Here is a 24,903-nt window from a genome sequence, read left to right on the forward strand (position 1 = left end):
GCCCAGTCCGCCACCAGTCCGTCCGGTCCCTCCCCGTGGGGGGAGGAACCCTTCGTCCTCGACGTCCGCAGCCTGCCCCGGTACGCCGGATCGATGAAGGAGATCCACCGCACCGTGGTGACCCCGGATCGGATCGGCGCCGAGATGATCGGCATTCCCGCCGGCGGCGACGTCGAAGAGGACCTGCGACTGGAATCGGTCTCCGAAGGCGTGCTGGTCTCGGGCACCGTCAGCGGCGACACACAGGGTCAGTGCTCGCGATGCCTGGAGCCGCTGACCGGCACCGTGTCGGTGTATCTGACCGAGCTGTTCGCCTACCCCGACAGTGAGACCGACCAGACGTCCGATGAGGACGACGTCGAGCGCATCGAGAACGAGAAGATCGATCTGGAGCAGACGGTGATCGACGCGGTCGCCACCGAACTGCCGCTCTCGCCGCTGTGCCGCGAGGACTGCCCGGGCCTGTGCCCGGAATGCGGGACCCGCCTGGCCGACGCCGAACCCGAGCATGGCCACGACCTCATCGACCCGCGATGGGCGAAGCTCGCCGACCGGGTGAGCGACCAGGGCACGCAGGAGTCGGAGTCGTGAGCAAGCCCGACACGTCGGAACTGACGAAGGCCCTCGGTGTCGAGATCGATCCTGATCTGCTGACACTGGCGCTGACCCATCGGTCCTACGCCTACGAGAACGGCGGACTGCCCACCAACGAGCGGCTGGAGTTCCTCGGCGACTCGGTGCTCGGCGTGGTGGTGACCGAACGTCTCTACCTGGGCTTCCCGGACCGGCCGGAGGGCGAACTGGCGAAGATCCGGGCGAGCGTGGTCAACATGCACGCCCTCGCCGGCGTGGCCCGCGAGCTGGGTCCCGGTGGCCTTGGCGCGCACCTGTACCTGGGCCGCGGTGAGGAGCTGACCGGCGGCCGGGACAAGGAGTCGATCCTGGCCGACGGCCTCGAATCGATCTTCGGTGCGGTGTTTCTCGATCACGGGATCGCCGTCGCCAAAGAGGTGATCATGGGCCTGTTCGAGCCGGTGATTGCCCGTGCCGGCGACCTCGGTGCCGGTCTGGACTGGAAGACCTCCCTGCAGGAGCTGACCGCCACACGGGGTCTCGGCGTGCCCCAGTACCAGATCACCTCGACCGGTCCGGACCACGACAAGGAGTTCACCGCGCACGCCGTGATCGGCGGCGAGGACCTGGGTACCGGTGTCGGGCGCACCAAGAAGGAAGCCGAGCAACAGGCCGCCGAACTCGCGTGGAAGACCCTGGATGCGCAGCAGCCCGATGACGCGGCCGCCGCGGAGAAGGGTGCCTGAGCCGGGTGCCTGAACTTCCCGAGGTCGAGACCATCCGTCTCGGGCTCGTCACGCACCTCACCGGCCGGCGGATCGACTCGGTGACCGTCCTGCATCCCCGGGCCGCGCGGCGTCACGTCGTCGGCCCGACCGACCTGGAGCATCGGCTGTCCGGCAAGACGATCACCGGTGTCGCCCGGCGAGGCAAGTACCTCTGGCTGCAGGCCTCCGATGCCGACGGACGAGGTGGCCGTCGTGGTCCACCTCGGTATGAGCGGTCAGATGCTGATGGCCGACGCCGGCGCACCCGACCCGGTCCATCTGCGGATCCGTGCCGTTCTCGATGACGGCAACGAACTCCGCTTCGTGGACCAGCGCACCTTCGGCGGCTGGCACCTCGACGACTATGCGGAGGTCGGCGGCGCACGGCTACCCGAATCGGTTGCGCACATCGCTCCGGACCCGTTCGATCCGGCCTACGACCAGCCCGCCGTCGTCGCGACGCTGCGCCGCAAGAACACCGAGATCAAGCGCGCGCTGCTGGACCAGACCGTGGTGTCCGGGGTCGGGAACATCTACGCCGACGAGGCGCTCTGGCGTGCCGGACTACACGGGCGCCGTAAGACGCGGGGGATTCCGGCCGCCCGGCTCTCGGCGCTGCTGGACGAGGTGACCGCAGTGATGGCCGACGCGATCACGGTCGGCGGAACGTCGTTCGACGACCTGTATGTGAACGTCAACGGCCAGTCGGGCTACTTCTCAAGGGAACTGCACGCTTATGGCCGAGAAGGTCAGTCGTGTGACCGCTGCGGGACGCAGATAGCCAGGGAACAGTTCATGAACCGCAGCTCATTCTTTTGTCCGTTGTGCCAGAAGGCGCCGCGCACACGACGATAGACCAACGTCGTGCCAGCACCGTGGTGGGCTAATACGCCTTAAATCAGTGACGCCACCAGGCGGGCCGGTTGCGCATGCCTGGATGCCACGGGCGTGACTGTGGCGCATGTTGAGCTGGAGACTGCCGTGCGCTTTGACTGAGGCTGTAGTCCTTGTGCGGTGCAGATGGATCCCACCCCTGCATATACGGGCGCAGATCGTCGTCCGACGGCTCAGCATCGAACACTCCATCATCGAGATGGTTGAGGTTCACAACAGGGTCAATCTCGTCCGCGAGTGTATGCGCCCACTCCATCCATTCCCGTAACCTCGGCCGATTGTCCAAGACCCCCTTCGTTATCGCCTCCACCTCAAGCTGCTCCGCGAACTGTCGTAGCTCTCTCGCTTCCTGCCACCGCTCAAACGCGGCCATGAAGATCGTTTCGCGCTGGGCACGGAGTGCTTTGCCACGCGCCCGCTCACGTAGCTCCTCCCAAGCTTGTTGTTCCGCGGCCTGCTTGCGCTCGTACTCTTCTCGGGCCTTGGCGCGCCGCTCTTCCTCCCGTTCTCGCGCATCGGTGTCGTCGACCACGCCCTTCTTGATTGCGAGTGCGATGTCGTGAACTCTGCTCTCCAGTGGCCTCATTTTCTCATCGGACCAGCTGTCGCTGTTGCGCACGTACGAAGAGCTGTGGCGATCGAGTTGGACTAGCTGCGAACCGTCTCTTTCGATCTCGAGACTGAGTCGACCCGATGGCACGCTGTCGAACTTCGGAAGCTGCTTCCATGGCACGCGCCGAAGCTCACGCTTCTCCGCATCGCTCGGAATATGTGGGATCTCGTCCAGGATCTCCGTCAGCCGGAGGTTTCGACGACGGGAATCCACCTGAATGAAGAGCCTGGGTGTCTTCAGTTTGGTATTCACTCCGAGCCTGAGTTCCTCTGCGCGTAGCTCCTCAGCGAGATCGAGGATTATCGCGATAGCGCGCGGGTGAAGGGTCTGAGTGACCTCGTTGAGGATTGATGTGGTCTCCAATGCGGAGCGAAGTGCGTCGAGGTTCGTCGTAACGGCTCGGGCTCTCGTCCTGATGCGGTCCCAGCTCGCGGAGTCTGTGGGTGAGTCGGTGCCGAGCATGACAACGATGTCACCAGAGCTGCGTCCAGTGAAGCGGAGTTCGCTTGTCGTTGGCACCAGGTGGTGGATTCTGCATGCGTGCAGCATTCGCCGGTAGCGGGCTCGAACCGACTCATCCGGGTCCCTAATAGTGAGTGTTCCGTGGTCCTGAAGCTGTTTGATCAAGGCCTTAGCCTCTGCGAGTGTCTCTGACGCGCCTGTGCCGAGGTCGAGTTTGGCGGGTCTTGCCCGGTGGGAGCGATCGGCAGCAACTCTCGGGGTCGCTGGCGCAGCGCTTGGCGGGTAGTTGCCATGCGCCAGATAGTGCGCCCCGGCATCGGTGATCGCAGCGGTCCACGACTTGCCGTGGCCGGTGACGTTTGCAAGGCCCCGAGCTTTGAGGGCGGCAGCACTCAGCTTGTAGCCATTGTCATCCTTGGACCATTTGCCCTCGGGGCAGCCGTCGGCGATCCACAGTAAGACTTCCCGTTGTCGTTCATTCACGGGACGGTTCATAACAGCACCGTATCGAAGGTCTTCCGATGTTCCGGGCGATTCTGCACTTGATCGGCACCGGGGTGGGTGTCGTAGGGGAGATCTACCGTGCTCCCATGGAGCCTTCGTCGATGTCCGAGCGACCCGAACTCACTCGCCATCTGAGCGGGAATGAATTCCGGCAGTGGTACTGGCTCAGAAGCGAGCTGGCCGACTTCGCCCGTAGCGCTGGCATCGGCGCTTCCGGCGGAAAACAGCTGCTCACCGATCGCATCGCGGCGCTGCTCGACGGCAGCGATTTCACCGAACCCCCGAGAACCGCCGGGCCGCGGCCCGGCGCGGCATTGGCGGGCGATCTCGCCTCCGAGACGGTGATTCCATCGGGGCAGCGCTGCAGTCAGGTGCTGCGGGCCTGGTTCACCGAAAGGATCGGGCCCGGCTTCCGGTATGACGCTCCGATGCGAGACTTCATCGCGTCGGCGGACGGTCGCCGAACCCTGCAGGACGCGGTCGACCACTGGTATGCGACCCGGGACGACGGCCGACGCGAGATCGATCCGCAGTTCGAATACAACCGCTTCACGCGGTGGTGGCGAGCAGAGCATCCGGACGACGACCGGGCGCAACTCCTAGCGGCCTGGCAGCGCTACCGCGATCGACCGGTCGACGAGCGAGGACGGATCTGACCGTGTGTGATCGGCCTCTACGGAGGCCCTCAGTGCCCGTCCAACGCGTCGATGCACGCCGAGAGAGCGGCGACGAGGTCATCGCGGCGCTGCGGCCCGAGGGCGTCGACCAGCTCGGTCTCGATGTCACCGATCAGGGCGGTCGCTGCGGCCAGGCGGGAACGGCCCTCATCGGTGAGAGTCGTGGGCAGAGCGCGTCCGCCGACCGGAGCGTCGGCCCGGGCCACCAGACCGCGGTCCTGCAAGCCGCGAAGCAGGGTGTTCATCGACTGCCGGCTCACGAACACCGCCCGAGCCAGCTCGGCGTTCGAGGCGCCCGGCGAGTGCTTGAGCGCCTCCAGGCACGAGTACTGCGGCGTGGTCAGTCCGAGCGGACGAAGGACCTCGTCCATCCGTGAGCGCAGCGCCGACTGCGCTCGCTTGAGCGTGTAGCCGATCGATCCGTCGTAGGGGAATCCCGCTTGCACCATGTCAGTATTCTGACATACTCTGGATATGTCAGAACATTGACATAGCTGAGGAGTGTCACCATGGCCTTCTCCGGTCCCGATTTCATCGCCCTGCAGGTTCGCGACCTCGACGCCGCGGCCGCCTTCTACGAGAACGAGCTCGGCATGACCCGATCGTCGCCCCGCCCGCACCCGGCCCCTTCGGTACGGCCTTCACCTTCACCGATCCCGACGGATACGCGATCACCGTCCACGACGGCTGACCTCCCGGCCGCCGGCATCGCGGCTGGAATAACCTTGAGCGGTCCGGGCGTTGGCCCGAGGAGAGACGTCGCCGATCGAGAGGACCGACCCGAGATGACCGAGCTGTGGGTGCAGCGCACCGGAGCCCGTCGCTACACCGGACACAACGACCGTGGCGCGCACGTGCTGATCGGATCGCAGGACGTCGAGGGCGTGTTCACCCCCGGCGAGCTGCTCAAGATCGCGGTGGCCGGCTGCTCGGGTCTGTCGACCGACATCCCGCTCGCGCGCCGGCTCGGCGACGACTACGACGTCACCATCAAGGTCTCCGGTGACGCCGACCGCGACAACGAGGTGTATCCGAAGATCGACGAGGTCATGGAGCTCGACCTCTCCGAACTCGACCCGGAGGCCGCCAAGCGGCTGCTCGTGGTGGTCGAGCGCGCCGTCGACAAGGTCTGCACGGTCGGCCGCACCCTCAAGGCCGGCACCGAGGTCAACCTGGACATCCAGGCCGACTGATCCGGCGACCGATGGAACGGCTGACCGCCTTCGTGCACGGGTACGTCCAGGGCGTCGGATTCCGGTGGTGGACGCGGTCGCGGGCACTGGAACTGGGCCTGACCGGATACGCCAAGAACCAGCCCGACGGACGGGTGCTGGTGGTGGCCGAAGGCCCCCGGCCGGCACTGGAGTCCCTGCTGGCCGCGCTGCGGTCGGGGCAGACGCCCGGCCGGGTAGACCTCGTCGTGGAGAGCTTCGGGCCGGCGCGCGGAGGCGAGAACGGGTTCACTGAACGCTGAGTGTCCCCACGGGGACCACGGGGCGCCGCCGACTCGGTAGTGTTTACCGTCGTGCACCTCAAGAGCCTGACCCTGAAGGGCTTCAAGTCCTTCGCGTCGGCGACGACCCTCAAGTTCGAGCCGGGCATCACCTGTGTGGTGGGCCCCAACGGCTCGGGCAAGTCGAACGTCGTCGACGCTCTGACATGGGTCATGGGTGAGCAGGGTGCGAAGGCGTTGCGCGGCGGAAAGATGGCCGACGTCATCTTCGCCGGCACCTCCGGCCGCGCACCCCTGGGTCGCGCCGAGGTCACGCTGACCATCGACAACTCCGACGGCGCCCTGCCGATCGAATACTCCGAGGTCTCCATCACCCGCCGCATGTTCCGCGACGGCGCCGGCGAATACGAGATCAACGGCACGCCCTGCCGGCTGATGGACGTCCAGGAACTGCTGTCGGACTCCGGCATTGGTCGCGAGATGCACGTCATCGTCGGGCAGGGCCGGCTGGCGGCCATCCTCGAATCCAAGCCTGAAGACCGCCGCGCCTTCATCGAAGAGGCGGCCGGCGTCCTCAAACACCGGCGCCGCAAAGAGAAGGCCGTCCGCAAACTCGAGTCGATGTCGGCGAACCTCGCCCGGCTCACCGACCTGACCACCGAACTGCGCCGCCAGCTCAAGCCACTCGGCCGACAGGCAGAGGTCGCCCGCCGCGCCGCCACCATTCAGGCCGAGCTGCGCGACGCCCGGCTCCGTCTGGCCGCCGACGACCTGGTCGCCCGACGCTCCGAGCTCGCCGAACACTCGGCCGTCGAAGCCGAACTGAACCGTCGCCGCGACGAGGTCGCCGCCCGGCTCGACGCCGCCACCGAGGCTCTGGCCGCCGCCCAGGAACATCTGGGACGGGTCGCACCCGCCGCCGCCGAAGCCGGACGGGTCTTCTATTCGCTCTCGGCGCTCTCCGAGCGCGTCGACGGAACCCGGCGGCTCGCCTCCGAACGGGCCAGCCATCTCGGCGAGACCAGCGCCCCGTCGACCGGCCCCGACCCCGAAGAACTGGAACGCCGCGCCGAGCAGGCCGCCGCCGACGAGGCCGAGCAGGCCGCCGCCGTGCAGCAGGCCGCCGCCGCCCTCTCCGAGGCGACCGCCGTGCTCAAAGACGCCGAAGGCGCGTCCGCCGCGGCCGAGAGCGCCCACATGGCCGCCGTCCAGGCCGTCGCCGATCGCCGCGAAGGCCTCGCCCGGCTCGAAGGCGAGGCCGCGAACCTGCGGACCCGCATCGAATCGATGGACGGTGAAGCCCAGCGGCTCACCACCGCCATCGAGGAGGCGCGCGAACGCGGCGCGGCCGCCCAGAAGGAGATGGACGCGGCCACCGAGAAGGTCCGCGACCTGGAAGACCACGAACAGGGCCTGGACTCGCATCACGAGCGGTGCGTCGCGGACTTGAACGACGCCACGGAGACGGTGGCCGGACTGCGGCAGGCCGAACGCGAAGCCGAACAACGCATCGCCTCGCTCACCGCCCGGATCGACGCCCTCGCCGTCGGCCTCGAACGCGCCGACGGCGGTGCCTGGCTGCTCGAACACTCCGCCGACGGGCTGCTCGCCCCACTGTCCGAGCTGCTGACCGTGGAACCCGGATACGAGACCGCGGTCGCCGCGGCCCTCGGCCCCGCCGTCGACGCCATCGCCACGGTCGACCAGCTGGCCGCCGTCCGCGCGCTCGGCGCACTCCGCGCCGGAGACGGGGGACGGGCCGCACTCATCGTCGGCGGTCTGTCCGACCAGCCGCGCGGCGCCCGGCCGACGCTGCCGCCGGGTGCGCAGTGGGCCCGCGACGTCGTCACCGCGCCCGGCTCCATCGCCGGCGCCGTCGACGTGCTACTCGACCGGATCGTGCTGGTCGACGACGCCGACGCCGGCATGAGCGTGGCCCGCGAACACGACGTGATCGCGGTGACCTCGGACGGCGACCGCATCTCGCGGGCCTCCGTCGAAGGCGGAGCCGCCTCCCGTCCGTCCACCCTCGAGGTCCAGTCGGCGATCGACGCCGCCACCGAAGACCTGGCCGGTGCGCGACGCGACGCCGAACGGATCGAAAGCGAACTCACCGAGGCGCTCACCGCGCAACGGAAGGCCGAAGAAGCCGCCGAAGGCGCCCTGGCCGCCCTCGGCGAATCCGACGCCAACGTCGGTGCCGCCTATGAGCTGCTCGGCCGGCTCGGCGCCGAGATCCGTAGTGCCGAACACGAGGCGCAGCGCCTGGTGAATCAGCGCGAGGCCGCCGAAGAAGGCCGTGCCGAGAGCCTGACGAAACTCACCGAGACCGATGAGCGGCTGCGTCTGGCCCGTGACGAGAACCAGCACGACCCGGACAGCGACACCGATCGCGAAGCGCGGGAGGTCGCGGCCGCCGCCGTCGCCGGCGCCCGCGCCGTCGAGGTGGAGACCCGGCTGTCCCTGCGGACCGCCGAAGAACGCCTCGCCTCGGTGCGCGGCAAGGCCGACGGCCTGCGCCGCGCCGCGGCCGCCGAACGCGCCGACCGGGAACGCCGGCGCCGACAGGACGCACAGCGCCGATACGCGGCCGGGGTGGCCGGGGTGGTGGCCGAGGCGGCCGCCGAACTCGCCGAGGCGGTCCGGATCGCGGGGGAGACCGCCGCCTCCGGGCGCGACGAACTCGAGCAGGCCCGCGCCGCCCGGTCCACCGAGACCGAGGAACTGCGCGCCTCCGTCGACGCGCTCACCGCCGAACTGAACACGCTCCGCGACGCCGGACACCGCGACGAGCTGGCGAAGGCTCAGGCCCAGCTGCGCATCGAACAACTCGAAGAGCAGGTCCTCGAACAGTTCTCGATGGCGCCCGACGACCTCGTCGCCGAATACGGCCCGGACGTGCCGATGCCGCCCTCGGACCTGGAGCAGCGCGAATACGAGGAGGCCAAGGCCCGCGGCGAGCTGGTCGTGGCACCGGCGCCGATGCCCTACGACCGCGCCACCCAGGAGTCGCGCGCCAAGCGGGCGGCCCGGGACCTCGGTGAACTGGGCAAGGTCAATCCTCTCGCCCTCGAGGAGTTCGCCGCCCTGGAGGAGCGCTACAACTTCCTGTCCGCACAACTCGAGGACGTCAAGGCCGCGCGCCAAGACCTGCTCGACGTGGTCGCCGACGTCGACGACCGCATCCTGCAGGTGTTCACCGAGGCCTACGCCGACGTCGAACGCGAGTTCTCGCAGGTCTTCGCCACCCTGTTCCCCGGGGGCGAGGGACGGCTCGTCCTCACCGACCCGAGCGACATGCTCACCACCGGCGTCGAGGTCGAAGCCCGCCCGCCTGGCAAGAAGATCAAGAGGCTCTCCCTGCTCTCCGGCGGAGAGAAGTCGCTCACCGCGGTCGCGATGCTGGTCGCGATCTTCCGGGCGCGGCCGTCGCCGTTCTACGTCATGGACGAAGTCGAGGCCGCCCTGGACGACGCCAACCTGCGCCGGCTCATCAGCCTGTTCGAACAGCTGCGAGAGCGCTCGCAGCTGATCGTCATCACCCACCAGAAGCCCACCATGGAGATCGCGGACGCCCTGTACGGCGTCAGCATGCGTGGCGACGGCATCACCCAGGTCATCTCGCAGCGCATGCGCGGCGTGGAACTGGGCCCCGCCTCCGTCACCGCCCCGGACTGAAAGGCCACGAAGTGAACACCGGAGTCATCATCGGGATCGTCGTCGGCGTCATCGTGCTGTTGGCGCTCATCATCGGCGTCGGCATCGCGATGCAGCGCCGCAACCGCATCTCCATCGCCGGCAAGGACGCGATCGAGACCGACGGCCGGCGCCAGGTCGACAAGTCCGGCGGCTACCAGGCCGACACCGGCTTCTCGTTCAGTCAGGGCGGTACCGCGACCAAGGAACCGGTCGCGAAGGAACCGGCCACCAAGGCTCCGGCCACGGCGCCGGCCACCGAGGAACCGGTCGCCGCGGAGGCCGAGACGCCCGTCGAGGAAGCGGTCATCGGTGTCGACGAGGCCGCCGCCAAGGCAGCGGGGGAGGCGTCGATCCGTGAGGCCGCGACCACCCCTGCCGACGACGAGATCATTCCGGGGCTCGCCGACGCGGCACAGACCGAGACCGCCGACACGACACCCGACGAGGCCGTCGATACCGCACCGCAGGTCGGCGTCGACGAAGACGCCGCGCGGGCCGCCGGCGAGGCATTGGTTCGTGAAGCGGAGTCCACCCCGGTCATCGAGGAGGCGTCCGCACCCGCGCTCGACGAGATCGCCCCGACCGAAGGACGGCTCTCCCGGCTGCGCGGGCGGCTGTCCCGCTCGCAGGGCGCCATCGGCACCTCGATGCTCGGCCTCCTCGGCGCCGGCGACCTCGACGAGGACAGCTGGGAGGAGATCGAGGACACCCTGGTGATGGCCGACCTCGGCACCGGTGCCACCACTCGCGTCGTCGACAGCCTCCGGGAACAGCTCGCCGCCGGTAAGGTCCGCAGCCCCGAACAGGCCCGTGCCGCACTCAAGTCGGTGCTCGTGGAACAACTTCATCCCGAACTCGACCGTTCGGTGCGCGCGCTGCCGCACGCCGACAGCCCCGCCGTCGTCCTCGTGGTCGGCGTCAACGGCGTCGGCAAGACCACCACCACCGGCAAACTGGCCCGCGTCCTGGTCGCCGACGGCCGTCGCGTGCTGCTCGGTGCCGCCGACACATTCCGTGCCGCCGCCGCCGACCAGCTCCAGACCTGGGGTGAGCGCGTCGACGCCGAGACCGTCCGCGGCGCCGAAGGCGCAGACCCGGCCTCGGTCGCCTTCGACGCCGTCACGACCGGCATCGACGAGGGCGTCGACGTGGTGCTGATCGACACCGCCGGGCGTCTGCACACCAAGACCGGTCTGATGGACGAGCTCGGCAAAGTCAAGCGCGTCGTGGAGAAGAAGGCACCCGTCGACGAGGTCCTGCTGGTCCTCGACGCCACCGTCGGGCAGAACGGGCTCAACCAGGCCAAGGTCTTCGCCGAGGTGGTCGACCTCACCGGCGTGGTGCTCACCAAGCTCGACGGCACCGCCAAGGGCGGCATCGTCTTCCGCATCCAGGACGAGCTCGGAGTGCCGGTGAAACTGGTGGGCCTCGGTGAAGGCGCCGACGACCTGGCCCCCTTCGTGCCCGAGGCCTTCGTCGACGCGCTGCTCTGACGGCACGCGGATCCGGCGCTCGGCACGAAACGCGCGGTTAACGCCGGCACTCGGCACGTAACCGCGACGAAACACCGCAGCGCTGCCCGGGGAAACCTCGCCACGACAGAGTGACCTCACCCGTCGAAATACGACGTGATGAGGAGGTCTCACCGTGATCGTGGCTCTACCGGAGAGCACATTCGGCTCTATCGACGCAGGCAATACGTCGTGGGTTCTGATCAGCGCGGCTCTCGTGCTGCTCATGACTCCGGCCCTGGCGTTCTTCTATGGCGGACTCTCGCGCAGCAAGTCCGTGCTCAACATGATGATGATGTCGTTCGCGTCCATCGCGACCGTCTCGGTCATCTACGTGCTGTGGGGCTTCTCGATGTCCTTCGGCAACTCCCTCACCGGAGACAACGACATCTGGGGCATCTTCTCGAACCCGTTCGCGTTGTTCGGCTCCGATCAGCTGATGGAGACCCAGGGCGACAAGGTCGTGCTGTGGGGTGGCGCCGACGGCGTGCACATCCCGGCGATCGTGTTCCTGGCCTTCCAGCTGACCTTCGCCGTGATCACCGTCGCGCTGGTCAGCGGTTCGCTGGCCGAACGCGTCAAGTTCTCCACCTGGTGCGCCTTCACCGTCCTGTTCACGACCTTCGTCTACTTCCCGCTGGCCCACATGGTCTGGGGCGGCGGCATCATGAGCGGCGCCGAGAAGGGCTTCGCCTCGTGGATGTTCGGTTCGACGGACGGGGCGGCCAACGTCGCGCCGATCGACTTCGCCGGCGGCACCGTGGTGCACATCAACGCCGGTATGGCCGGCCTGGTGCTCGCCCTGATCGTCGGTAAGCGTGTCGGCTTCGGCAAGACCGGCTACCGCCCGCACAACATCCCGTTCGTCATGCTCGGCGCCGCACTCCTGTGGTTCGGCTGGTTCGGCTTCAACGTGGGCTCCGAGCTCGCCGCCGACGCCACCGCCGGTCTGGTGTGGGTCAACACCACGGTGGCCACTGCGGCCGCGATGGTCGGCTGGCTGGCTGTGGAATGGATTCGCGACGGCAAGCCGACCAGCGTCGGCGCCGCCTCGGGCATCGTCGCCGGTCTGGTCGCCATCACCCCCGCGTGTGGCGCCCTCACCCCGGTCGGCTCGCTCGGCCTGGGCGTCATCGCCGGCATCCTGTCGGCCCTGGCGATCGGCCTGAAGTTCAAGTTCGGTTTCGACGACTCGCTCGACGTCGTCGGCGTCCACCTGGTCGCCGGCCTCTGGGGCACCGTCGGTATCGGTCTGTTCGCCAAGGAGAGCGGCCTGTTCTACGGCCACAACCCGAAGCAGCTCGCCGTGCAGGTGGTGATCGCCCTGTTCGCACTGGCCTTCACCGGAATCCTGACCGCGGTCATCGCCTACATCCTCAAGCCCATGGGCTGGCGGATCGACAAGGACGAGGAAGCCCGCGGTATCGACCAGGGCGAGCATGCGGAGACCGCATATGACATGGCGTGAGTCCCGCGGCCGGGCGCGTGTCGCCCGGCCGGGGCTCCCCGCCTCCACCACTAGGCTGAACAGCAGGACAGGAAAGGTCTACTCATGAAGCTGATCACCGCAATCATCAAGCCGTTCACGCTCGACGACGTGAAGGCGGGTCTCGAACAGATCGGCGTCGTCGGGATGACGGTCAGTGAAGTGCAAGGCTACGGACGGCAGAAGGGGCACACCGAGGTCTACCGCGGTGCCGAATACGCCGTCGACTTCGTGCCGAAGGTGCGCGTCGAGGTCGTCGTCGACGACGAGGACGCGGACAAGGTCGCCGAGGCGATCGTGGACTCTGCCCGCACCGGCAAGATCGGTGACGGCAAGGTCTGGGTGTCCCCGGTCGACTCGGTGATCCGGGTGCGTACCGGTGAACGCGGCACCGAAGCTCTCTGACTCCGGTCCCGGCATCTCCGGTCCGGCGAAGGATCTCGCAGCCGCCCGCGCGGGCGTGCTCGCGGAGTTCTCGCCGGACCGGCCCGCCGGGCAGGAGTTCCGTGACCGACTCACCGAAGCCTATGAGGGCTGGCTGACGCAGCGTGCCGACGAACTGGGGATCACCCAGGGCAGCGGTTTCGCGATCGTCGCCGTCGGAGCACTCGGCCGCGGCGAAACCGTCGCCGGCTCCGACCTCGACCTGATGCTGGTCCACGACGACCGGTTCCCCGATCAGCTGGCCGACAAGGCCGACGGCCTCTGGTACCCGATCTGGGATTCCGGGGTCGGCCTGGACCACAGCGTCCGCACCATCCCCGAAGCGCTCCGCGTGGCCCGCAGTGAGGCCACCGCGACGCTGAGCCTGCTGGACGCCCGCTACATCGCCGGCGATCAGGACCTCGCCTCGCTGTTGATCGCCTCGGTCCGCAATCTGTGGCGGGTGGAGGCCCGGACCCGGCTGCCGGAGATCCTCGATGCCGCACGGGCCCGCTGGGACCGTGCCGGAGAGATCGCCCAGCGCGCCGAACCCGATCTCAAGAACGGTCGCGGAGGCCTGCGCGACGTTCAGCTGCTCAACGCGCTGGCGCTCGCCCAGCTCACCGACGGCATGTCCCGCTTCGGGCCCGACGGCCCCGGCTCGGAGGTCGGTGCCGCCTACCAACGACTCCTCGACGTCCGCACCCAACAGCACTTGATCGCCCGTCGCGCCCGCGACCGGGTGCAGGCGCAGGACGCCGACCAGCTGGCCGCCGCCCTCGGCCTCGGGGACCGCTTCGATCTGGCCCGAGAGGTGAGCCGGTCGGCACGCATCACCCGGTTCGCCGTCGACACCGGCGTCCGCACCGCGCGGCATTCGGTGGGCAAGAAGGGCCTCACGTCCCGTCTGCGCCGGCTGCCGGGACGCCGCCCCCTCGACGAGGGCGTCGTCGAGTACGACGGCGAGGTGGTGCTCGCACGCAGCGTGATCCCGAGCCAGGACGCCGGCCTCGCCCTCCGCGTGGCCGCCGCCTCGGCCACCAACGATCTGCCCATCAACGCCGGCGTGCTGGACCGGCTGGCCAAGTACTCGCCCGAGATCCCCGAGCCGTGGTCGCCCGACACCCTCGGCGACCTGCTGGTGCTCCTGGCGGCCGGGCGGACGACCGCGCCCACCGTCGAGGCGCTCAACCAGATCGGACTGTGGACGCGACTCTTCCCGGAGTGGGAGGTGATCGAGGACCTGCCGCCCCGCGATGCCGTGCACGAATGGACCGTCGATCGTCACCTGCTCGAGACGACGATGAACGCCGCAGCGCTCACCACCAGCGTGTCGCGCCCGGATCTGCTGCTGATCGGCGCGCTGCTGCACGACATCGGCAAAGGCCGCGACGGCGACCACAGCGAGGTCGGGGAGCAGTTGGCCCGCGACATCGGCACCCGGATGGGTCTGTGGCCGCAGGACGTCGACACCCTCGCCGCGATGGTCCGGCATCACCTGCTGCTGCCGGAGATCGCGACACGCCGCGACCCGTCCGATCCGGGGGTCGTCGCCTCCGTCGCGACCACCCTCGACCACGACCGGGTCCTCGTCGAACTGCTCGGCGCGCTCACCGAGGCGGACAGTCTCGCGACCGGTCCCGGTGTGTGGAGCGACTGGAAGGCGACCCTGGTGTCGCGACTGGTCCGCAACACCCTCGACCTGATCGGCGGCGACGAGATCGCGCCGCCGGAGCCGTTGAGCGTGGAGCAGGAAGGACTGGCCGCCAGCGGTGGCGTCCATGTGCGCCTGGAGACCGGCGACGGACCGAGCACGTACCGGGCGACCATGGTCGCTCCGGACACGCCGGGCCTGCTGTCCCAGATGGCCGGCGTCATCGCGCTCGCCGGTCTGGCGACCCACGACGCCCAGGTGCGCAGCCACGCCGGTTCGGCGATCAACACGTTCGTCGTCGAGCCCGCGTTCGGCGGTCCCCCCGACGTCCAGGTGCTGCAACAACAGTTGCGGGCGGCCGTGGAGGGCCGGCTGGACGTGCCGGCGAAGCTGGTGGCCCGGGATTCGGCGAAGGGCGAGGCCCGCACGGCCGTCGCTCCGCCGAAGGCGCGCTGGATCGACGATTCGGCATCCGGTTCGCTGCTGCTCGAGGTGCGTGCCGCGGACCGGCCGGGTCTGCTGGCCCGCATCACCTCGGTCCTCGAACGGGCCGGAGCGGACGTGCGCTGGGCGAAGGTCGCGACGCTGGGTTCCACCGTCGTCGACACGTTCTGCGTCGAACTGGCCCGCGACACCGACGGTGCCCGGGCCGAACTGATCGACGCCGTCCTGCGAGTCTGTCCCGGCGCCGCGCCGGGCGGCGGTTCACCGTCGCACTAGTCGTGGAAAGATGGGGGAATGTTCGAATCCCTCTCCGACCGGTTGACCGGTGCCCTCAAGGACCTGCGCGGCAAGGGGCGACTGACCGACGCCGACATTGACGCGACCGCCCGGGAGATCCGGCTGGCGCTCCTCGAGGCCGACGTCTCGCTCCCGGTGGTGCGGACCTTCATCGCACGCGTCAAGCAGCGGGCGAAGGGTGCGGAGGTCTCCGGCGCCCTCAACCCCGCCCAGCAGATCGTCAAGATCGTCAACGAGGAGCTCGTCGAGATCCTGGGCGGCGAGACACGCCGGATCCAGCTCGCCAAGACGCCGCCGACGGTCATCATGCTGGCCGGCCTGCAGGGTGCCGGTAAAACGACCCTGGCCGGCAAGCTGGCGGCCTGGCTGACCAAGCAGGGCCACACCCCGATCCTGGTGGCCTGTGACCTGCAGCGTCCGGGCGCGGTCCAGCAGCTTCAGATCGTCGGTGAACGTGCCGGTGTGCCGGTGTACGCGCCGCATCCGGGAACGTCGACGGGCGGCGAGGGCGAGCTCGGCGTCGACGGCTCCGGTGATCCGGTCGCCGTCGCCACCGCCGGCGTCGAGTACGCCCGCGAGAAGCAGTACGACGTGCTCATCATCGACACCGCCGGCCGCCTCGGCATCGACGAGGTCCTGATGCAGCAGGCGTCGGACATCCGCGACGCCACCCAGCCCGACGAGGTCCTGTTCGTCCTGGACGCGATGATCGGCCAGGACGCGGTCACCACCGCGCAGGCCTTCGCCGAGGGCGTCGACTTCACCGGCGTCGTCCTCACCAAGCTCGACGGCGACGCCCGCGGTGGTGCCGCCCTGTCGGTCCGCGAGATCACCGGCCGGCCCATCATGTTCGCGTCCACCGGCGAGAAGCTCGACGACTTCGACGTCTTCCACCCGGACCGTATGTCCAGCCGGATCCTCGGCATGGGCGACGTCCTGTCGCTGATCGAACAGGCCGAACAGCATTGGGATGCGGCCGAGGCCGAGAAGGCCGCCGAGAAGATGACGTCCGGCGAGCTGACCCTCGAGGACTTCCTCGAGCAGATGCTGATGATCCGGAAGATGGGTCCGATCGGCAATCTCCTCGGCATGCTGCCGGGCGCCGGCGAGATGAAGGATGCCCTCGCGCAGGTCGACGACAGCCAGCTCGACCGCATTCAGGCGATCATCCGCGGCATGACTCCCGCCGAGCGTGCCAACCCGAAGATCATCAACGCCTCCCGCCGCATCCGCATCGCCAACGGTTCGGGCGTCACCGTCACGGACGTGAACCAGCTGGTCGACCGGTTCTTCGCGGCCCGCAAGATGATGTCGCAGATGTCCGGCCGGATGGGCATGCCCGGCGCCGGCAAGCGGAACGCGCGCAAGGGTAAGAAGGGCAAGAAGGGCAAGGGCAAGGCGAAGGGCAGGGGACCGACGCCGCCGAAGAACATGCGGGGCGGATTCCCCGGCATGGGGATGCCGGGTATGGGCGGCATGCCCGGGATGCCGCCCGGCTTCGATCTGTCGAACATGCCGCCCGGCCTCGATGAGCTGCCGCCCGGCCTGGACGGTATCGACCTCAACGATCTGAAGTTGCCGAAGGACAAGCCGAAGGACAAGTAGCGTGTCCGACACGGTGACCTGCTACCGGGGCACCGATCCGTTCACCGGCTCCCCGCAGGAACTGTGGGTGTCGGGGGAAACGATCAGCCGGGAACCGGTCGGTGGGGCGACGACGGTCGCCGACGGCGGCTGGATCGTCCCCGGGCTGGTCGACGCGCACAACCACGTCGGTATCGCGCACGGTGCGCCGATGTCGCTCGCCGACGCCAGGACGAACGCCTACCGCGACGTGGCCGCCGGCGCACTGCTGATCCGCGAGGTCGGGTCACCTCTCGACACACACCCGCTGGACGACGATCCGCGCTGCCCGCGATTCCTTCGCGCCGGCCGGCACATCGCCCGCCCCAAGCGCTACCTGCGCGACTACGGCGTGGAGCTGACCGACCCGGACGACCTCGCCGACGAGGTACGACGACAGGCCGCCGCCGGTGACGGCTGGGTGAAGCTGCTCGGCGACTGGATCGACCGGGAACTCGGCGACCTCGCCCCGTTGTGGACGCGTCCGCAGCTCGACGCGGCCGTCGCCGCCGCCCACGAGTGCGGCGCACGCATCACCGCACACGTCTTCGGCACCGACGCGCTGCCCGACCTGATCGGTGCCGGAGTCGACTGCATCGAGCACGGCACCGGACTCACCGCGGACCTGATCGACGATCTGGTCGCGAAGGACATCGCCCTGGTCCCGACCCTGATCCAGGTGGAGAACTTCCCGTCCATCGCCGACGGCGCCGACCGGTTTCCGGTCTATCAGGCGAACATGCGGGCCCTGTACGCCGCCGCGCACGACGTGTTCGCCGCCGCCCGGGAGGCGGGTGTCCGGATGTATGCGGGCACCGACGCCGGCGGCTTCGTCGACCACGGCCGCATCGTCGACGAGATCGAGGCACTCACCGGAATCGGGATGACACCGGAGCAGGCACTGTCCGCGTCGTCGGTCGCGCCGCGCGAATGGCTGGGTGCGGGTGTTCTGGACCACGGCGATCGTGCCGACTTCCTGGTGCTCGATGCGAACCCGCTCGACGATCCGTCGACACTGCGCCGGCCGACGCACATCGTGGTCGGCGGTGTGGTGATCTGAGAATCAGAACAGGTGCAGGACGCCGATACCGATGAGCAGGACCGCCACCAGGTAACCGGCCAGCTTGGTTGCCTCTCCCGGATGCCGGCGTGCGGTGGCGAAGAGCCGGCCGACGGCCGAATCCGGCTTTCGGCGAACCAGTCCGAGCAACAGGGCCGACAACACCGTCAGGCTGACCGCGACACTCGCATACAGGAACAGGCCGAGGTACCGCTCAGCGGTCGGGATGTTGCTGGTCGAGAGCACCGCCAGGCCCGCATAGAACGGCAGCGACGTCGCCGACTGCGCGAGACCGAGCACCGCACCCACCGCCACGGTCACCAGGCCGGGGGAGTTCAGCTTCTCGAGGATCCAGTCCGACAGAGCGTTGTCTTCCCCGCTGCCGCGGAATGTGAGAATCGCGGTCACCACACCGGTGATGATCAGCATCACCGCGAAGATCCAGGATTCGACGAACCCCTTGACCCAGTCGCCGAGACCGTCGAACACCAGCAGCACCACCAGTGCGAGACCGAGGACACCGAGCCAGTCGCCGATCAGCATCAGGAACGCACTCTTGGCGTACTTCCCGGTGCCCAACATGATGGCCATACCGACGAGAACGCCGATGACCAGGACGTTGATCGCGTCGACGAACGCGTAGGCGAGGGCGTTGAGCATGGTGCGGTCGAGCCTAGCGGGGATCGGCCACACCGCCGAATCGTCGGGCGCCTCGCGTTTTGGTTCCGGCACCCGGTCGGTGGCAGAATGGACAGTTGGTTCGCTGGATCCGGTTACGTACCGACCGGCGGTCACCCCGTAAGAGATCGCAAAACCGGGCCTGTTCCATCGAACGGGTCGCTGAATTGCGCAGTGACGAGAAGGAAACAAGGACCACTCATGGCCGTCAAGATCAAGCTCACCCGCCTCGGCAAGATCCGCAACCCGCAGTACCGGATCATCGTCGCCGACTCGCGCACCCGTCGTAACGGTCGCGCCATCGAGACCATCGGCAAGTACCACCCCAAGGAAGAGCCCTCGCTGATCGAGGTCGACTCCGAGCGCGCGCAGTACTGGCTCAGCGTCGGCGCCCAGCCGACCGAGCCCGTCGCCGCCATCCTGAAGATCACCGGCGACTGGCAGAAGTTCAAGGGTGAGAAGGGCTCCGAGGGCACTCTGAAGGTGAAGGAGGCGAAGCCGAGCAAGCAGGAGCTGTTCGCCGCCGCCCTGGCCGCCGCCGAGAACGAGCCGACCGTCGAGGCCACCACCGCCAAGAAGAAGGCTGCGGCGAAGAAGAAGGCCGACGCTGCCAAGGCCGACGAGGCCAAGGCTGACGAGGCCGCCGTCGAAGAGGTCAAGGACGAGGTCGCTCAGGCCGAGCCGGAGACCAAGGCTGAGGCCGAGGACCTGAAGGCCGACGGCGAGACCGTCGCCGAGGTCGTCGAGGAGTCCAAGGACAAGTCCGACGACGAGGCTGCTGAAGAGAAGGCCGTCGCCGACAGCGACGTGGACGCCAAGGACAACAAGTGAGCTCGGTCGTCGTCGCCGACGCTGTCGAGCACCTGGTGCGCGGCATCGTCTCGAACCCGGACGACGTCCGGGTGGACCTGGTCACCGGCCGTCGCGGGCGGATGATCGAGGTGCACGTCAACCCCGAGGATCTCGGCAAGGTGATCGGCCGCAACGGTCGCACCGCCACCGCCCTGCGCACCCTGGTCGCCGGTGTCGGCGGCCGCGGCATGCGGGTGGACATCGTCGACACCGATCGCTGATCGACTCGTCGCGATGGATCTGGTGATCGGCCGGGTCGTGAAGACCCACGGTGTCCGCGGCGAACTCGTCGTGGACGTCCGCACCGATTCCCCGGAAGAACGATTCGCGGTCGGCACCCGACTGCGCGGCCGCGCGCCGCGCGGTGCGGGGGAGACCGACTATCAGGTGACAGCCGCCCGGCCCCACGCCGGGCGGCTGTTGCTGTCCCTGAAAGGTGTCGGTGACCGTTCGGCCGCCGACGCGCTGCGGGGCACCCTGTTCGTCATCGATGCCGACGACGTCGACTCCGGCGACGACCCCGACGAGTTCTACGACCACGAACTGATCGGCATGACCGTCACCACCGTCGACGGCGACGAGGTCGGCACCCTCGCCGACGTCCTGCACCTGCCCGGCGGAGAGGTGCTGTCGGTGGCCACCCCGGCCGGTGCCGAGGTGCTGGTGCCGTTCGTGCGGGAGATCGTCCCGACGGTGTCGGCCGACGGCATCGTCATCGATCCGCCCGAGGGCCTGATCGAACCGGCGGAGTAGCCGTGCGCATCGACGTCGTCACCATCTTCCCGGAATATCTCACCCCGCTGCGGGTCGCGCTGCTCGGCAAGGCGATCGACGCCGGCCTGCTCGACGTGGAACTCCACGACCTGCGGAACTGGGCGCACGACGTGCACCGCAGCGTCGACGACCAGCCGTACGGCGGCGGCCCCGGCATGGTGATGAAGCCCGACGTGTGGGGGCCGGCACTGGACGACGTGTGCCCGGACGGTGCGCTTCTGGTGGTGCCTACGCCGGCCGGCGTTCCGTTCACGCAGGAGACGGCGGAGCGCTGGAGTACCGAGAAGCACCTGGTGTTCGCCTGCGGCCGTTACGAAGGCATCGACCAGCGGGTCTTCGACGACGCGGCCCGCCGGGTCCGCGTCGAAGAGGTCTCCCTCGGCGACTTCGTGCTCATCGGCGGTGAAGCCGCCGTCCTCGCGATGGTCGAGGCCACCACCCGGCTGATCCCGGGGGTGATCGGCAACCCGCAGTCCCATCAGGAGGACTCGTTCTCCGACGGTCTCCTCGAAGGCCCCAGCTACACCCGTCCGCAGGTGTGGCGCGACCTGGAGGTTCCGCCGGTTCTGCTCTCCGGCGATCACGCCCGCGTCGCGCGGTGGCGCCACGAACAGTCACTGGAACGCACCCGGCAGCGGCGCCCCGATCTGCTGCCCGACGACACCGACACGCCGCACTAGGGAACCGGCCGGCGTTCCGGAGCGTCTAACGGGCATGGCTCCTGGACGCACCGACTGGATGGTGCCGGTCGAGGTGATCCTCGCTCGCCTCGATTCGATGGATCCGTCGAGCGCCACCGCCGACGCCGCGGAACTCCGGCGCATCGTCGACGCGGCCCGTGCCGTGGCCGCCCGGCTGACGGCGGCGTTCGGTGACGCCGGACCACTCGAGGGCGGCGGCGCCGAGGCTGCGGCGTGGGCCGGCCTGCAGGCGGGCCGACTGATCGACGACGCGGCCGCCGCCCTCGACCCGGTGCATGAGTCGATGAGCGGTGCCGCCGCCGACCTCGCCGCCACCCGCTCGCTGCGCGAACGCGTGTTCCTCGGATCCGTGCTCTCCGACGGCGGGCCGCGGGAGGCCGAGCGTCGTGCCGAGACCGCGCGCCTGTTCGACGGTGTCTACAACGTGCCGATGGGCTCGCGGGGCGCCGGCGTGCACGACGTGGACGCGGGGAGTCGTGCGCACGGCGCCGACGCACTCGCGGGCGCTCCCGGCGCGGTCGGTCGAGGCGCATCCGTCCCTGCGCCGGCCGCCGCCGCCCCGTTCGGCACCTCTCCGGGTTCGCCGGCGGTGGCGGGTTCCGTCGTTCCCGACGCGGTCAGCGCCCAGTCTGCAGCGGGGCCGGAGGCCCCGGTGGCGGCAATGCCGCCACCGACGGGTGGGAGCGGTTCGGCCCCGATCCCGGCCGTTCCCGGTGCCGGCCCGTCCGGTGGCCCGGCGGGACCCGCCGCTCCGGGTGCGCCGGGCGGCGGGGGACCGTTCGGTGTGCCGACCGCCGGCGCGGGCGGCGGCGGAGCCGGCCCCGCCGCACCGTCGGCGGCCGGGAGGGCGCGGCCCGCCCCGTCGCCGGCGATGCCCATGCCGGGCGTCACCGGTGCGGTCCGGCCGCCGGCACCCGGGACCGCCGGGGGAGCGTCGGGAGCATCCGGCGCGCGGGCAGCCTCACCGTCCGCCGTCGCCCGGCCCGCCGTCGTGAACCCCGGAGGCCTCGCAGGTGCGAGTACCGGGCGGAGCGGATCGTCGTTCCTGCCGCCGGGCGCGGCCCGCGGCGGAGCCCGGGAGGACGACACCCGGCGCCGCCCCGACTACCTGGTCACGTCACGGGAGGGCGCCGGCCTGATCGGGGCGCTTCCCGACGCGACGCCGGCCGTGCTCGGGGAGCGGGCCCCGGCACCGCCCGAGATCGCCGACGACGAGCAGGAACTCGACCCCACTCTGTGACCCGAGACCCGGGTGGGACGATTTCCGCCCGGCGGGGTCCGTCTGGCAGAATGGTTCAGGTTGTCCGCGCGCGGCGCGGCCACCGACTACTGACACGGGCACGAACCGGTTGAACCCGCCACGGAATCCGAAGGATCTCGCGCGCCGGGCCGCTGGGTTCCTCTGTCCACGCACACGCCAGATTGGACCATCATGAACACCCTCGACTTCCTCGACAAGCAGTCCCTCCGCGACGACGTGCCCGAGTTCGCCCCCGGCGACACCCTCGACGTGCACGTCAAGGTGATCGAGGGCTCCAAGGAGCGCATCCAGGTGTTCAAGGGCGCCGTGATCCGTCGCCAGGGCGGCGGCGTCCGCGAGACCTTCACCGTCCGCAAGGTGTCCTTCGGCGTCGGCGTGGAGCGCACCTTCCCGGTGCACAGCCCGAACATCGCCAAGATCGACGTCATCACCCGTGGTGACGTCCGTCGCGCCAAGCTGTACTACCTGCGCGACCTGCGCGGCAAAGCCGCCAAGATCAAGGAGAAGCGCTGACCTTCAGCGATTCCATCGACGATCCCCTTCGCACCCCGGTGCGGAGGGGATCGTCGTATTCCCCGGGTGAAGCGGTTCACTCTGCGGCACGGCCGGATCCGCGACGGTCGGTGTAGTCGGCTTCCCAATCGGCGATCGCGCTGAGAATCGCCACTGCTGACTCGTCGACCGACTCGGGATCGTCGGAGTTGAAGCGCTCGAGAAGCAGGCCGCGGAACGTGGCACTCAGGTGGAGTGACAGCGCACGTGTGGATACCGGCGAGATTCCTGCGCGCTGCAGGGCGAGCTGCAGCGCACCGCTGATATCTGCGGCGACGCTGCGCGCGTACTCCTGATACGGACCACCGGCCGCCAGCACCTGCATCAAGAGGCGTGCTCCAGTGGCCCTCTCGCCGATCGTCATCGAGCGCCACAGGTCGATCAGAGCCGGCTTCAACTCGTCGGCGTTGGTGATCTGGGTGAACGATTCGGCGAAGTCTTGGCGCTGGCTCTCCAGTGCTGCAGTGAACAGCTGTTCCTTGGTCCCGAAGTAGTGGACGAGCATGCGTGCCGTGGTGCCGAGCTCGGCGGCGACCGTGCGCAGAGACGTTTCGGCGATCCCATGAGACGCGAGGTACTCGGCGGTACGGGCGGCGATCTCTGCGCGCTTATTCGCGTCGGGTGGCCGGGCCATGCGTTTGACTGTAGCAGTCGGTTCAACTATCAATATCGGCATGAATGAAGCAGATGGTTCAGTTAAGGGAGGACGTCGTTCGGTGGTGCTCACCGACGCGGCGGTCACCACGTCGGTGGCGGATGGTCTCGATGAGACCTGGGCCAGACTGGTGGCCGGCGACTCCGGCATTGGAACGCTGACTGCAGACTTCGTCGACGATTACGACCTACCCGTCCGCATCGGCGGCGTGATGGGCTTGCATCCAGCCGACGAACTGACCCGCGTCGAGGTACGCCGCATGTCGTTCGTCGAGCAGATGGCCGTGGTTCTCGGCCGTCGACTCTGGTCGCAGGCCGGTTGCCCCGCCACAGACCCTGATCGGATCGCCGTCAGTATCGGTACAGGTCTAGGCGGCGGCGAGGCGCTCGTGTCGGCGGTCGACGCACTGAACCAAGGCGGCTATCGAAAGGTGTCGCCACTGTCGGTGCCGATGATCATGCCGAACGGCGCGGCGGCCTGGGTCGCCATCGAGATCGGGGCGCGGGCAGGTGTGCACACGCCGGTATCGGCTTGCGCATCCGGTTCGGAGGCGGTCGCGATCGGCTGGCGGATGATCGCCGACGGAGAGGCTGATGTAGTCGTCGCCGGAGGGGTCGAAGGCACGATTCACGCGGTGCCCATCGCCAGCTTCGCGATGATGCGCGCGATGAGTACCCGCAACGACGACCCAGAAGCCGCGTCGCGTCCCTTCGACCGCGACCGTGATGGCTTCGTGTTCGGTGAGGCCGGGGCATTGGTGCTCCTCGAATCCGAGGAGCATGCCCTGGCGCGCGGTGCCGCGCCGCTCGCCTACATCCGAGGCGCCGGTATCACGTCCGATGCGCATCACATCGTCGCGCCCGACGAACGAGGACGGGGAGTGGAACGAGCCATGCGAAAGGCGATCGACGTCGGCGGCATACACGCGGCGGACGTCGACCACGTGAACGCGCATGCGACGTCGACGGGCGTCGGCGATGCGGCGGAGGCCCGAGCGATCACCGCCGTGACCCCGAACGCCTCGGTCTACGCGCCGAAGTCGGCGCTGGGGCATTCGATCGGCGCGGTGGGGGCGCTCGAGACTGCGCTGACAGCGCAGACCCTGGCCACCTCGACGGTTCCTCCGACCCTCAACATGACCGCGCAGGACGACGAATTTGCACTCGGCATCGTCGCCGAAACGAGGCGGGACGTCTCCATGAGGTACGCGCTGACGAACTCGGTCGGTTTCGGCGGGCACAACGTCTCGCTGCTGCTCGAGCGGTATCGACGCTGACCGTGCACACCGGC

General features: G+C 69.0%; 23 protein-coding genes and 1 pseudogene. 20 read left to right on the forward strand and 4 right to left on the reverse strand.

From position 1 onward, the window contains the following. The first annotated feature begins 93 nt into the window (after positions 1-93). The 3 genes and pseudogenes from QM774_RS02745 to mutM all read left to right on the forward strand — a co-directional run bounded on the left by QM774_RS02745 (position 94) and on the right by mutM (position 2,195). On the forward strand, positions 94-591 hold the full coding sequence (locus QM774_RS02745) for a YceD family protein (RefSeq protein ID WP_414976570.1): 498 nt from the start codon (positions 94-96) through the stop codon (positions 589-591). Beyond that, complete coding sequence (gene rnc, locus QM774_RS02750; protein ID WP_414974423.1) at positions 534-1,319, forward strand: ribonuclease III; 786 nt, start codon at positions 534-536, stop codon at positions 1,317-1,319. Before QM774_RS02745 ends, rnc begins: the two co-directional genes overlap by 58 nt. A gap of 5 nt (positions 1,320-1,324) precedes the next feature. Continuing rightward, a pseudogene (gene mutM, locus QM774_RS02755) lies at positions 1,325-2,195 on the forward strand (bifunctional DNA-formamidopyrimidine glycosylase/DNA-(apurinic or apyrimidinic site) lyase). 43 nt (positions 2,196-2,238) lie between these two features. Here mutM and QM774_RS02760 read toward each other — a convergent pair. Further along, positions 2,239-3,804, reverse strand: coding sequence for a hypothetical protein (locus QM774_RS02760; RefSeq protein ID WP_414974424.1), 1,566 nt, complete (start codon positions 3,802-3,804; stop codon positions 2,239-2,241). Positions 3,805-3,830: 26 nt separating this feature from the next. Here QM774_RS02760 and QM774_RS02765 point away from each other — a divergent pair, with 26 nt between their 5' ends. Next, positions 3,831-4,469, forward strand: a complete 639-nt coding sequence (locus QM774_RS02765) for a DUF6434 domain-containing protein (protein WP_414974425.1) — start codon at positions 3,831-3,833, stop codon at positions 4,467-4,469. A 29-nt stretch (positions 4,470-4,498) separates the two neighbouring features. On the opposite strand, the gene QM774_RS02770 is transcribed toward QM774_RS02765, so the two are convergent. Further along, on the reverse strand, positions 4,499-4,939 hold the full coding sequence (locus tag QM774_RS02770; RefSeq protein WP_414974426.1) for a MarR family winged helix-turn-helix transcriptional regulator: 441 nt from the start codon (positions 4,937-4,939) through the stop codon (positions 4,499-4,501). Between the two features lie 336 nt (positions 4,940-5,275). On the opposite strand from QM774_RS02770, the gene QM774_RS02775 reads away from it, so the two are divergent. From QM774_RS02775 to QM774_RS02815, 9 genes are all read left to right on the forward strand, one after another. Then, complete coding sequence (locus tag QM774_RS02775; RefSeq protein WP_414974427.1) at positions 5,276-5,683, forward strand: OsmC family protein; 408 nt, start codon at positions 5,276-5,278, stop codon at positions 5,681-5,683. An 11-nt stretch (positions 5,684-5,694) separates the two neighbouring features. Continuing rightward, positions 5,695-5,964, forward strand: a complete 270-nt coding sequence (locus QM774_RS02780; protein ID WP_414974428.1) for an acylphosphatase — start codon at positions 5,695-5,697, stop codon at positions 5,962-5,964. A gap of 51 nt (positions 5,965-6,015) precedes the next feature. Further along, a complete protein-coding gene (gene smc, locus QM774_RS02785) occupies positions 6,016-9,621 on the forward strand; it encodes a chromosome segregation protein SMC (protein WP_414974429.1) in 3,606 nt (1,201 codons plus the stop codon). An 11-nt stretch (positions 9,622-9,632) separates the two neighbouring features. Further along, on the forward strand, positions 9,633-11,135 hold the full coding sequence (gene ftsY / locus QM774_RS02790) for a signal recognition particle-docking protein FtsY (protein ID WP_414974430.1): 1,503 nt from the start codon (positions 9,633-9,635) through the stop codon (positions 11,133-11,135). Between the two features lie 154 nt (positions 11,136-11,289). After that, the gene (locus tag QM774_RS02795; protein WP_414974431.1) at positions 11,290-12,621 is read left to right on the forward strand and encodes an ammonium transporter; all 1,332 of its coding nucleotides are present in this window, start codon (positions 11,290-11,292) and stop codon (positions 12,619-12,621) included. 84 nt (positions 12,622-12,705) lie between these two features. Continuing rightward, the gene (locus QM774_RS02800; RefSeq protein ID WP_414974432.1) at positions 12,706-13,044 is read left to right on the forward strand and encodes a P-II family nitrogen regulator; all 339 of its coding nucleotides are present in this window, start codon (positions 12,706-12,708) and stop codon (positions 13,042-13,044) included. After that, the gene (locus QM774_RS02805) at positions 13,019-15,436 is read left to right on the forward strand and encodes a [protein-PII] uridylyltransferase (RefSeq protein WP_414974433.1); all 2,418 of its coding nucleotides are present in this window, start codon (positions 13,019-13,021) and stop codon (positions 15,434-15,436) included. The genes QM774_RS02800 and QM774_RS02805 overlap by 26 nt, the downstream gene beginning before the upstream one ends. Before the next feature lie 18 nt (positions 15,437-15,454). Continuing rightward, positions 15,455-17,062 carry a signal recognition particle protein gene (gene ffh, locus QM774_RS02810; protein ID WP_414974434.1) on the forward strand — a complete coding sequence of 536 codons (1,608 nt, stop codon included), beginning with the start codon at positions 15,455-15,457 and terminating at the stop codon, positions 17,060-17,062. A 1-nt stretch (position 17,063) separates the two neighbouring features. Next, positions 17,064-18,140 carry an amidohydrolase family protein gene (locus QM774_RS02815; RefSeq protein ID WP_414974435.1) on the forward strand — a complete coding sequence of 359 codons (1,077 nt, stop codon included), beginning with the start codon at positions 17,064-17,066 and terminating at the stop codon, positions 18,138-18,140. 3 nt (positions 18,141-18,143) lie between these two features. On the opposite strand, the gene QM774_RS02820 is transcribed toward QM774_RS02815, so the two are convergent. Continuing rightward, positions 18,144-18,833: a hypothetical protein gene (locus QM774_RS02820; protein WP_414974436.1), complete on the reverse strand. Its 690-nt coding sequence runs from the start codon at positions 18,831-18,833 to the stop codon at positions 18,144-18,146. A 186-nt stretch (positions 18,834-19,019) separates the two neighbouring features. On the opposite strand from QM774_RS02820, the gene rpsP reads away from it, so the two are divergent. The 6 genes from rpsP to rplS all read left to right on the forward strand — a co-directional run bounded on the left by rpsP (position 19,020) and on the right by rplS (position 22,919). Beyond that, a complete protein-coding gene (gene rpsP, locus QM774_RS02825) occupies positions 19,020-19,649 on the forward strand; it encodes a 30S ribosomal protein S16 (protein WP_414974437.1) in 630 nt (209 codons plus the stop codon). After that, positions 19,646-19,891 (forward strand): RNA-binding protein, encoded by a 246-nt coding sequence (locus QM774_RS02830; protein ID WP_414974438.1) that lies wholly within the window; start codon positions 19,646-19,648, stop codon positions 19,889-19,891. Before rpsP ends, QM774_RS02830 begins: the two co-directional genes overlap by 4 nt. 13 nt (positions 19,892-19,904) lie before the next feature. Continuing rightward, on the forward strand, positions 19,905-20,423 hold the full coding sequence (gene rimM / locus QM774_RS02835) for a ribosome maturation factor RimM (RefSeq protein ID WP_414974439.1): 519 nt from the start codon (positions 19,905-19,907) through the stop codon (positions 20,421-20,423). Between the two features lie 2 nt (positions 20,424-20,425). Next, entirely contained in the window at positions 20,426-21,124 is a 699-nt protein-coding gene (gene trmD, locus QM774_RS02840) for a tRNA (guanosine(37)-N1)-methyltransferase TrmD (RefSeq protein ID WP_414974440.1), read from the forward strand. Between the two features lie 34 nt (positions 21,125-21,158). Then, complete coding sequence (locus QM774_RS02845; RefSeq protein WP_414974441.1) at positions 21,159-22,385, forward strand: hypothetical protein; 1,227 nt, start codon at positions 21,159-21,161, stop codon at positions 22,383-22,385. Positions 22,386-22,577: 192 nt separating this feature from the next. Continuing rightward, entirely contained in the window at positions 22,578-22,919 is a 342-nt protein-coding gene (rplS, locus tag QM774_RS02850) for a 50S ribosomal protein L19 (RefSeq protein ID WP_414974442.1), read from the forward strand. Between the two features lie 76 nt (positions 22,920-22,995). Here the strand turns inward: rplS and QM774_RS02855 are convergent, their stop codons facing one another. Further along, positions 22,996-23,592, reverse strand: coding sequence for a TetR/AcrR family transcriptional regulator (locus tag QM774_RS02855; RefSeq protein WP_414974443.1), 597 nt, complete (start codon positions 23,590-23,592; stop codon positions 22,996-22,998). Between the two features lie 40 nt (positions 23,593-23,632). Between QM774_RS02855 and QM774_RS02860 the strand changes: the two genes are divergently transcribed. Further along, the gene (locus QM774_RS02860) at positions 23,633-24,889 is read left to right on the forward strand and encodes a beta-ketoacyl-ACP synthase II (protein ID WP_414976571.1); all 1,257 of its coding nucleotides are present in this window, start codon (positions 23,633-23,635) and stop codon (positions 24,887-24,889) included. Positions 24,890-24,903 lie beyond the last annotated feature (14 nt).

It is taken from the genome of Gordonia sp. (in: high G+C Gram-positive bacteria) (assembly GCF_047600565.1).
In the GTDB taxonomy this organism is placed as follows: domain Bacteria; phylum Actinomycetota; class Actinomycetes; order Mycobacteriales; family Mycobacteriaceae; genus Gordonia.

Bases quoted from the DNA above. Each gene is read 5' to 3' on its own strand.
- rpsP (WP_414974437.1), top strand. From the start codon at position 19,020: ATGGCCGTCAAGATCAAGCTCACCCGCCTCGGCAAGATCCGCAACCCG.
- QM774_RS02770 (WP_414974426.1), bottom strand. From the start codon at position 4,939: ATGGTGCAAGCGGGATTCCCCTACGACGGATCGATCGGCTACACGCTC.
- rimM (WP_414974439.1), top strand. From the start codon at position 19,905: ATGGATCTGGTGATCGGCCGGGTCGTGAAGACCCACGGTGTCCGCGGC.
- QM774_RS02780 (WP_414974428.1), top strand. From the start codon at position 5,695: ATGGAACGGCTGACCGCCTTCGTGCACGGGTACGTCCAGGGCGTCGGA.
- QM774_RS02800 (WP_414974432.1), top strand. From the start codon at position 12,706: ATGAAGCTGATCACCGCAATCATCAAGCCGTTCACGCTCGACGACGTG.
- rplS (WP_414974442.1), top strand. From the start codon at position 22,578: ATGAACACCCTCGACTTCCTCGACAAGCAGTCCCTCCGCGACGACGTG.
- QM774_RS02775 (WP_414974427.1), top strand. From the start codon at position 5,276: ATGACCGAGCTGTGGGTGCAGCGCACCGGAGCCCGTCGCTACACCGGA.
- ffh (WP_414974434.1), top strand. From the start codon at position 15,455: ATGTTCGAATCCCTCTCCGACCGGTTGACCGGTGCCCTCAAGGACCTG.
- QM774_RS02860 (WP_414976571.1), top strand. From the start codon at position 23,633: ATGAATGAAGCAGATGGTTCAGTTAAGGGAGGACGTCGTTCGGTGGTG.
- rnc (WP_414974423.1), top strand. From the start codon at position 534: ATGGGCGAAGCTCGCCGACCGGGTGAGCGACCAGGGCACGCAGGAGTC.
- QM774_RS02745 (WP_414976570.1), top strand. From the start codon at position 94: ATGAAGGAGATCCACCGCACCGTGGTGACCCCGGATCGGATCGGCGCC.
- QM774_RS02845 (WP_414974441.1), top strand. From the start codon at position 21,159: ATGGCTCCTGGACGCACCGACTGGATGGTGCCGGTCGAGGTGATCCTC.
- QM774_RS02765 (WP_414974425.1), top strand. From the start codon at position 3,831: ATGTTCCGGGCGATTCTGCACTTGATCGGCACCGGGGTGGGTGTCGTA.
- QM774_RS02855 (WP_414974443.1), bottom strand. From the start codon at position 23,592: ATGGCCCGGCCACCCGACGCGAATAAGCGCGCAGAGATCGCCGCCCGT.
- QM774_RS02760 (WP_414974424.1), bottom strand. From the start codon at position 3,804: ATGAACCGTCCCGTGAATGAACGACAACGGGAAGTCTTACTGTGGATC.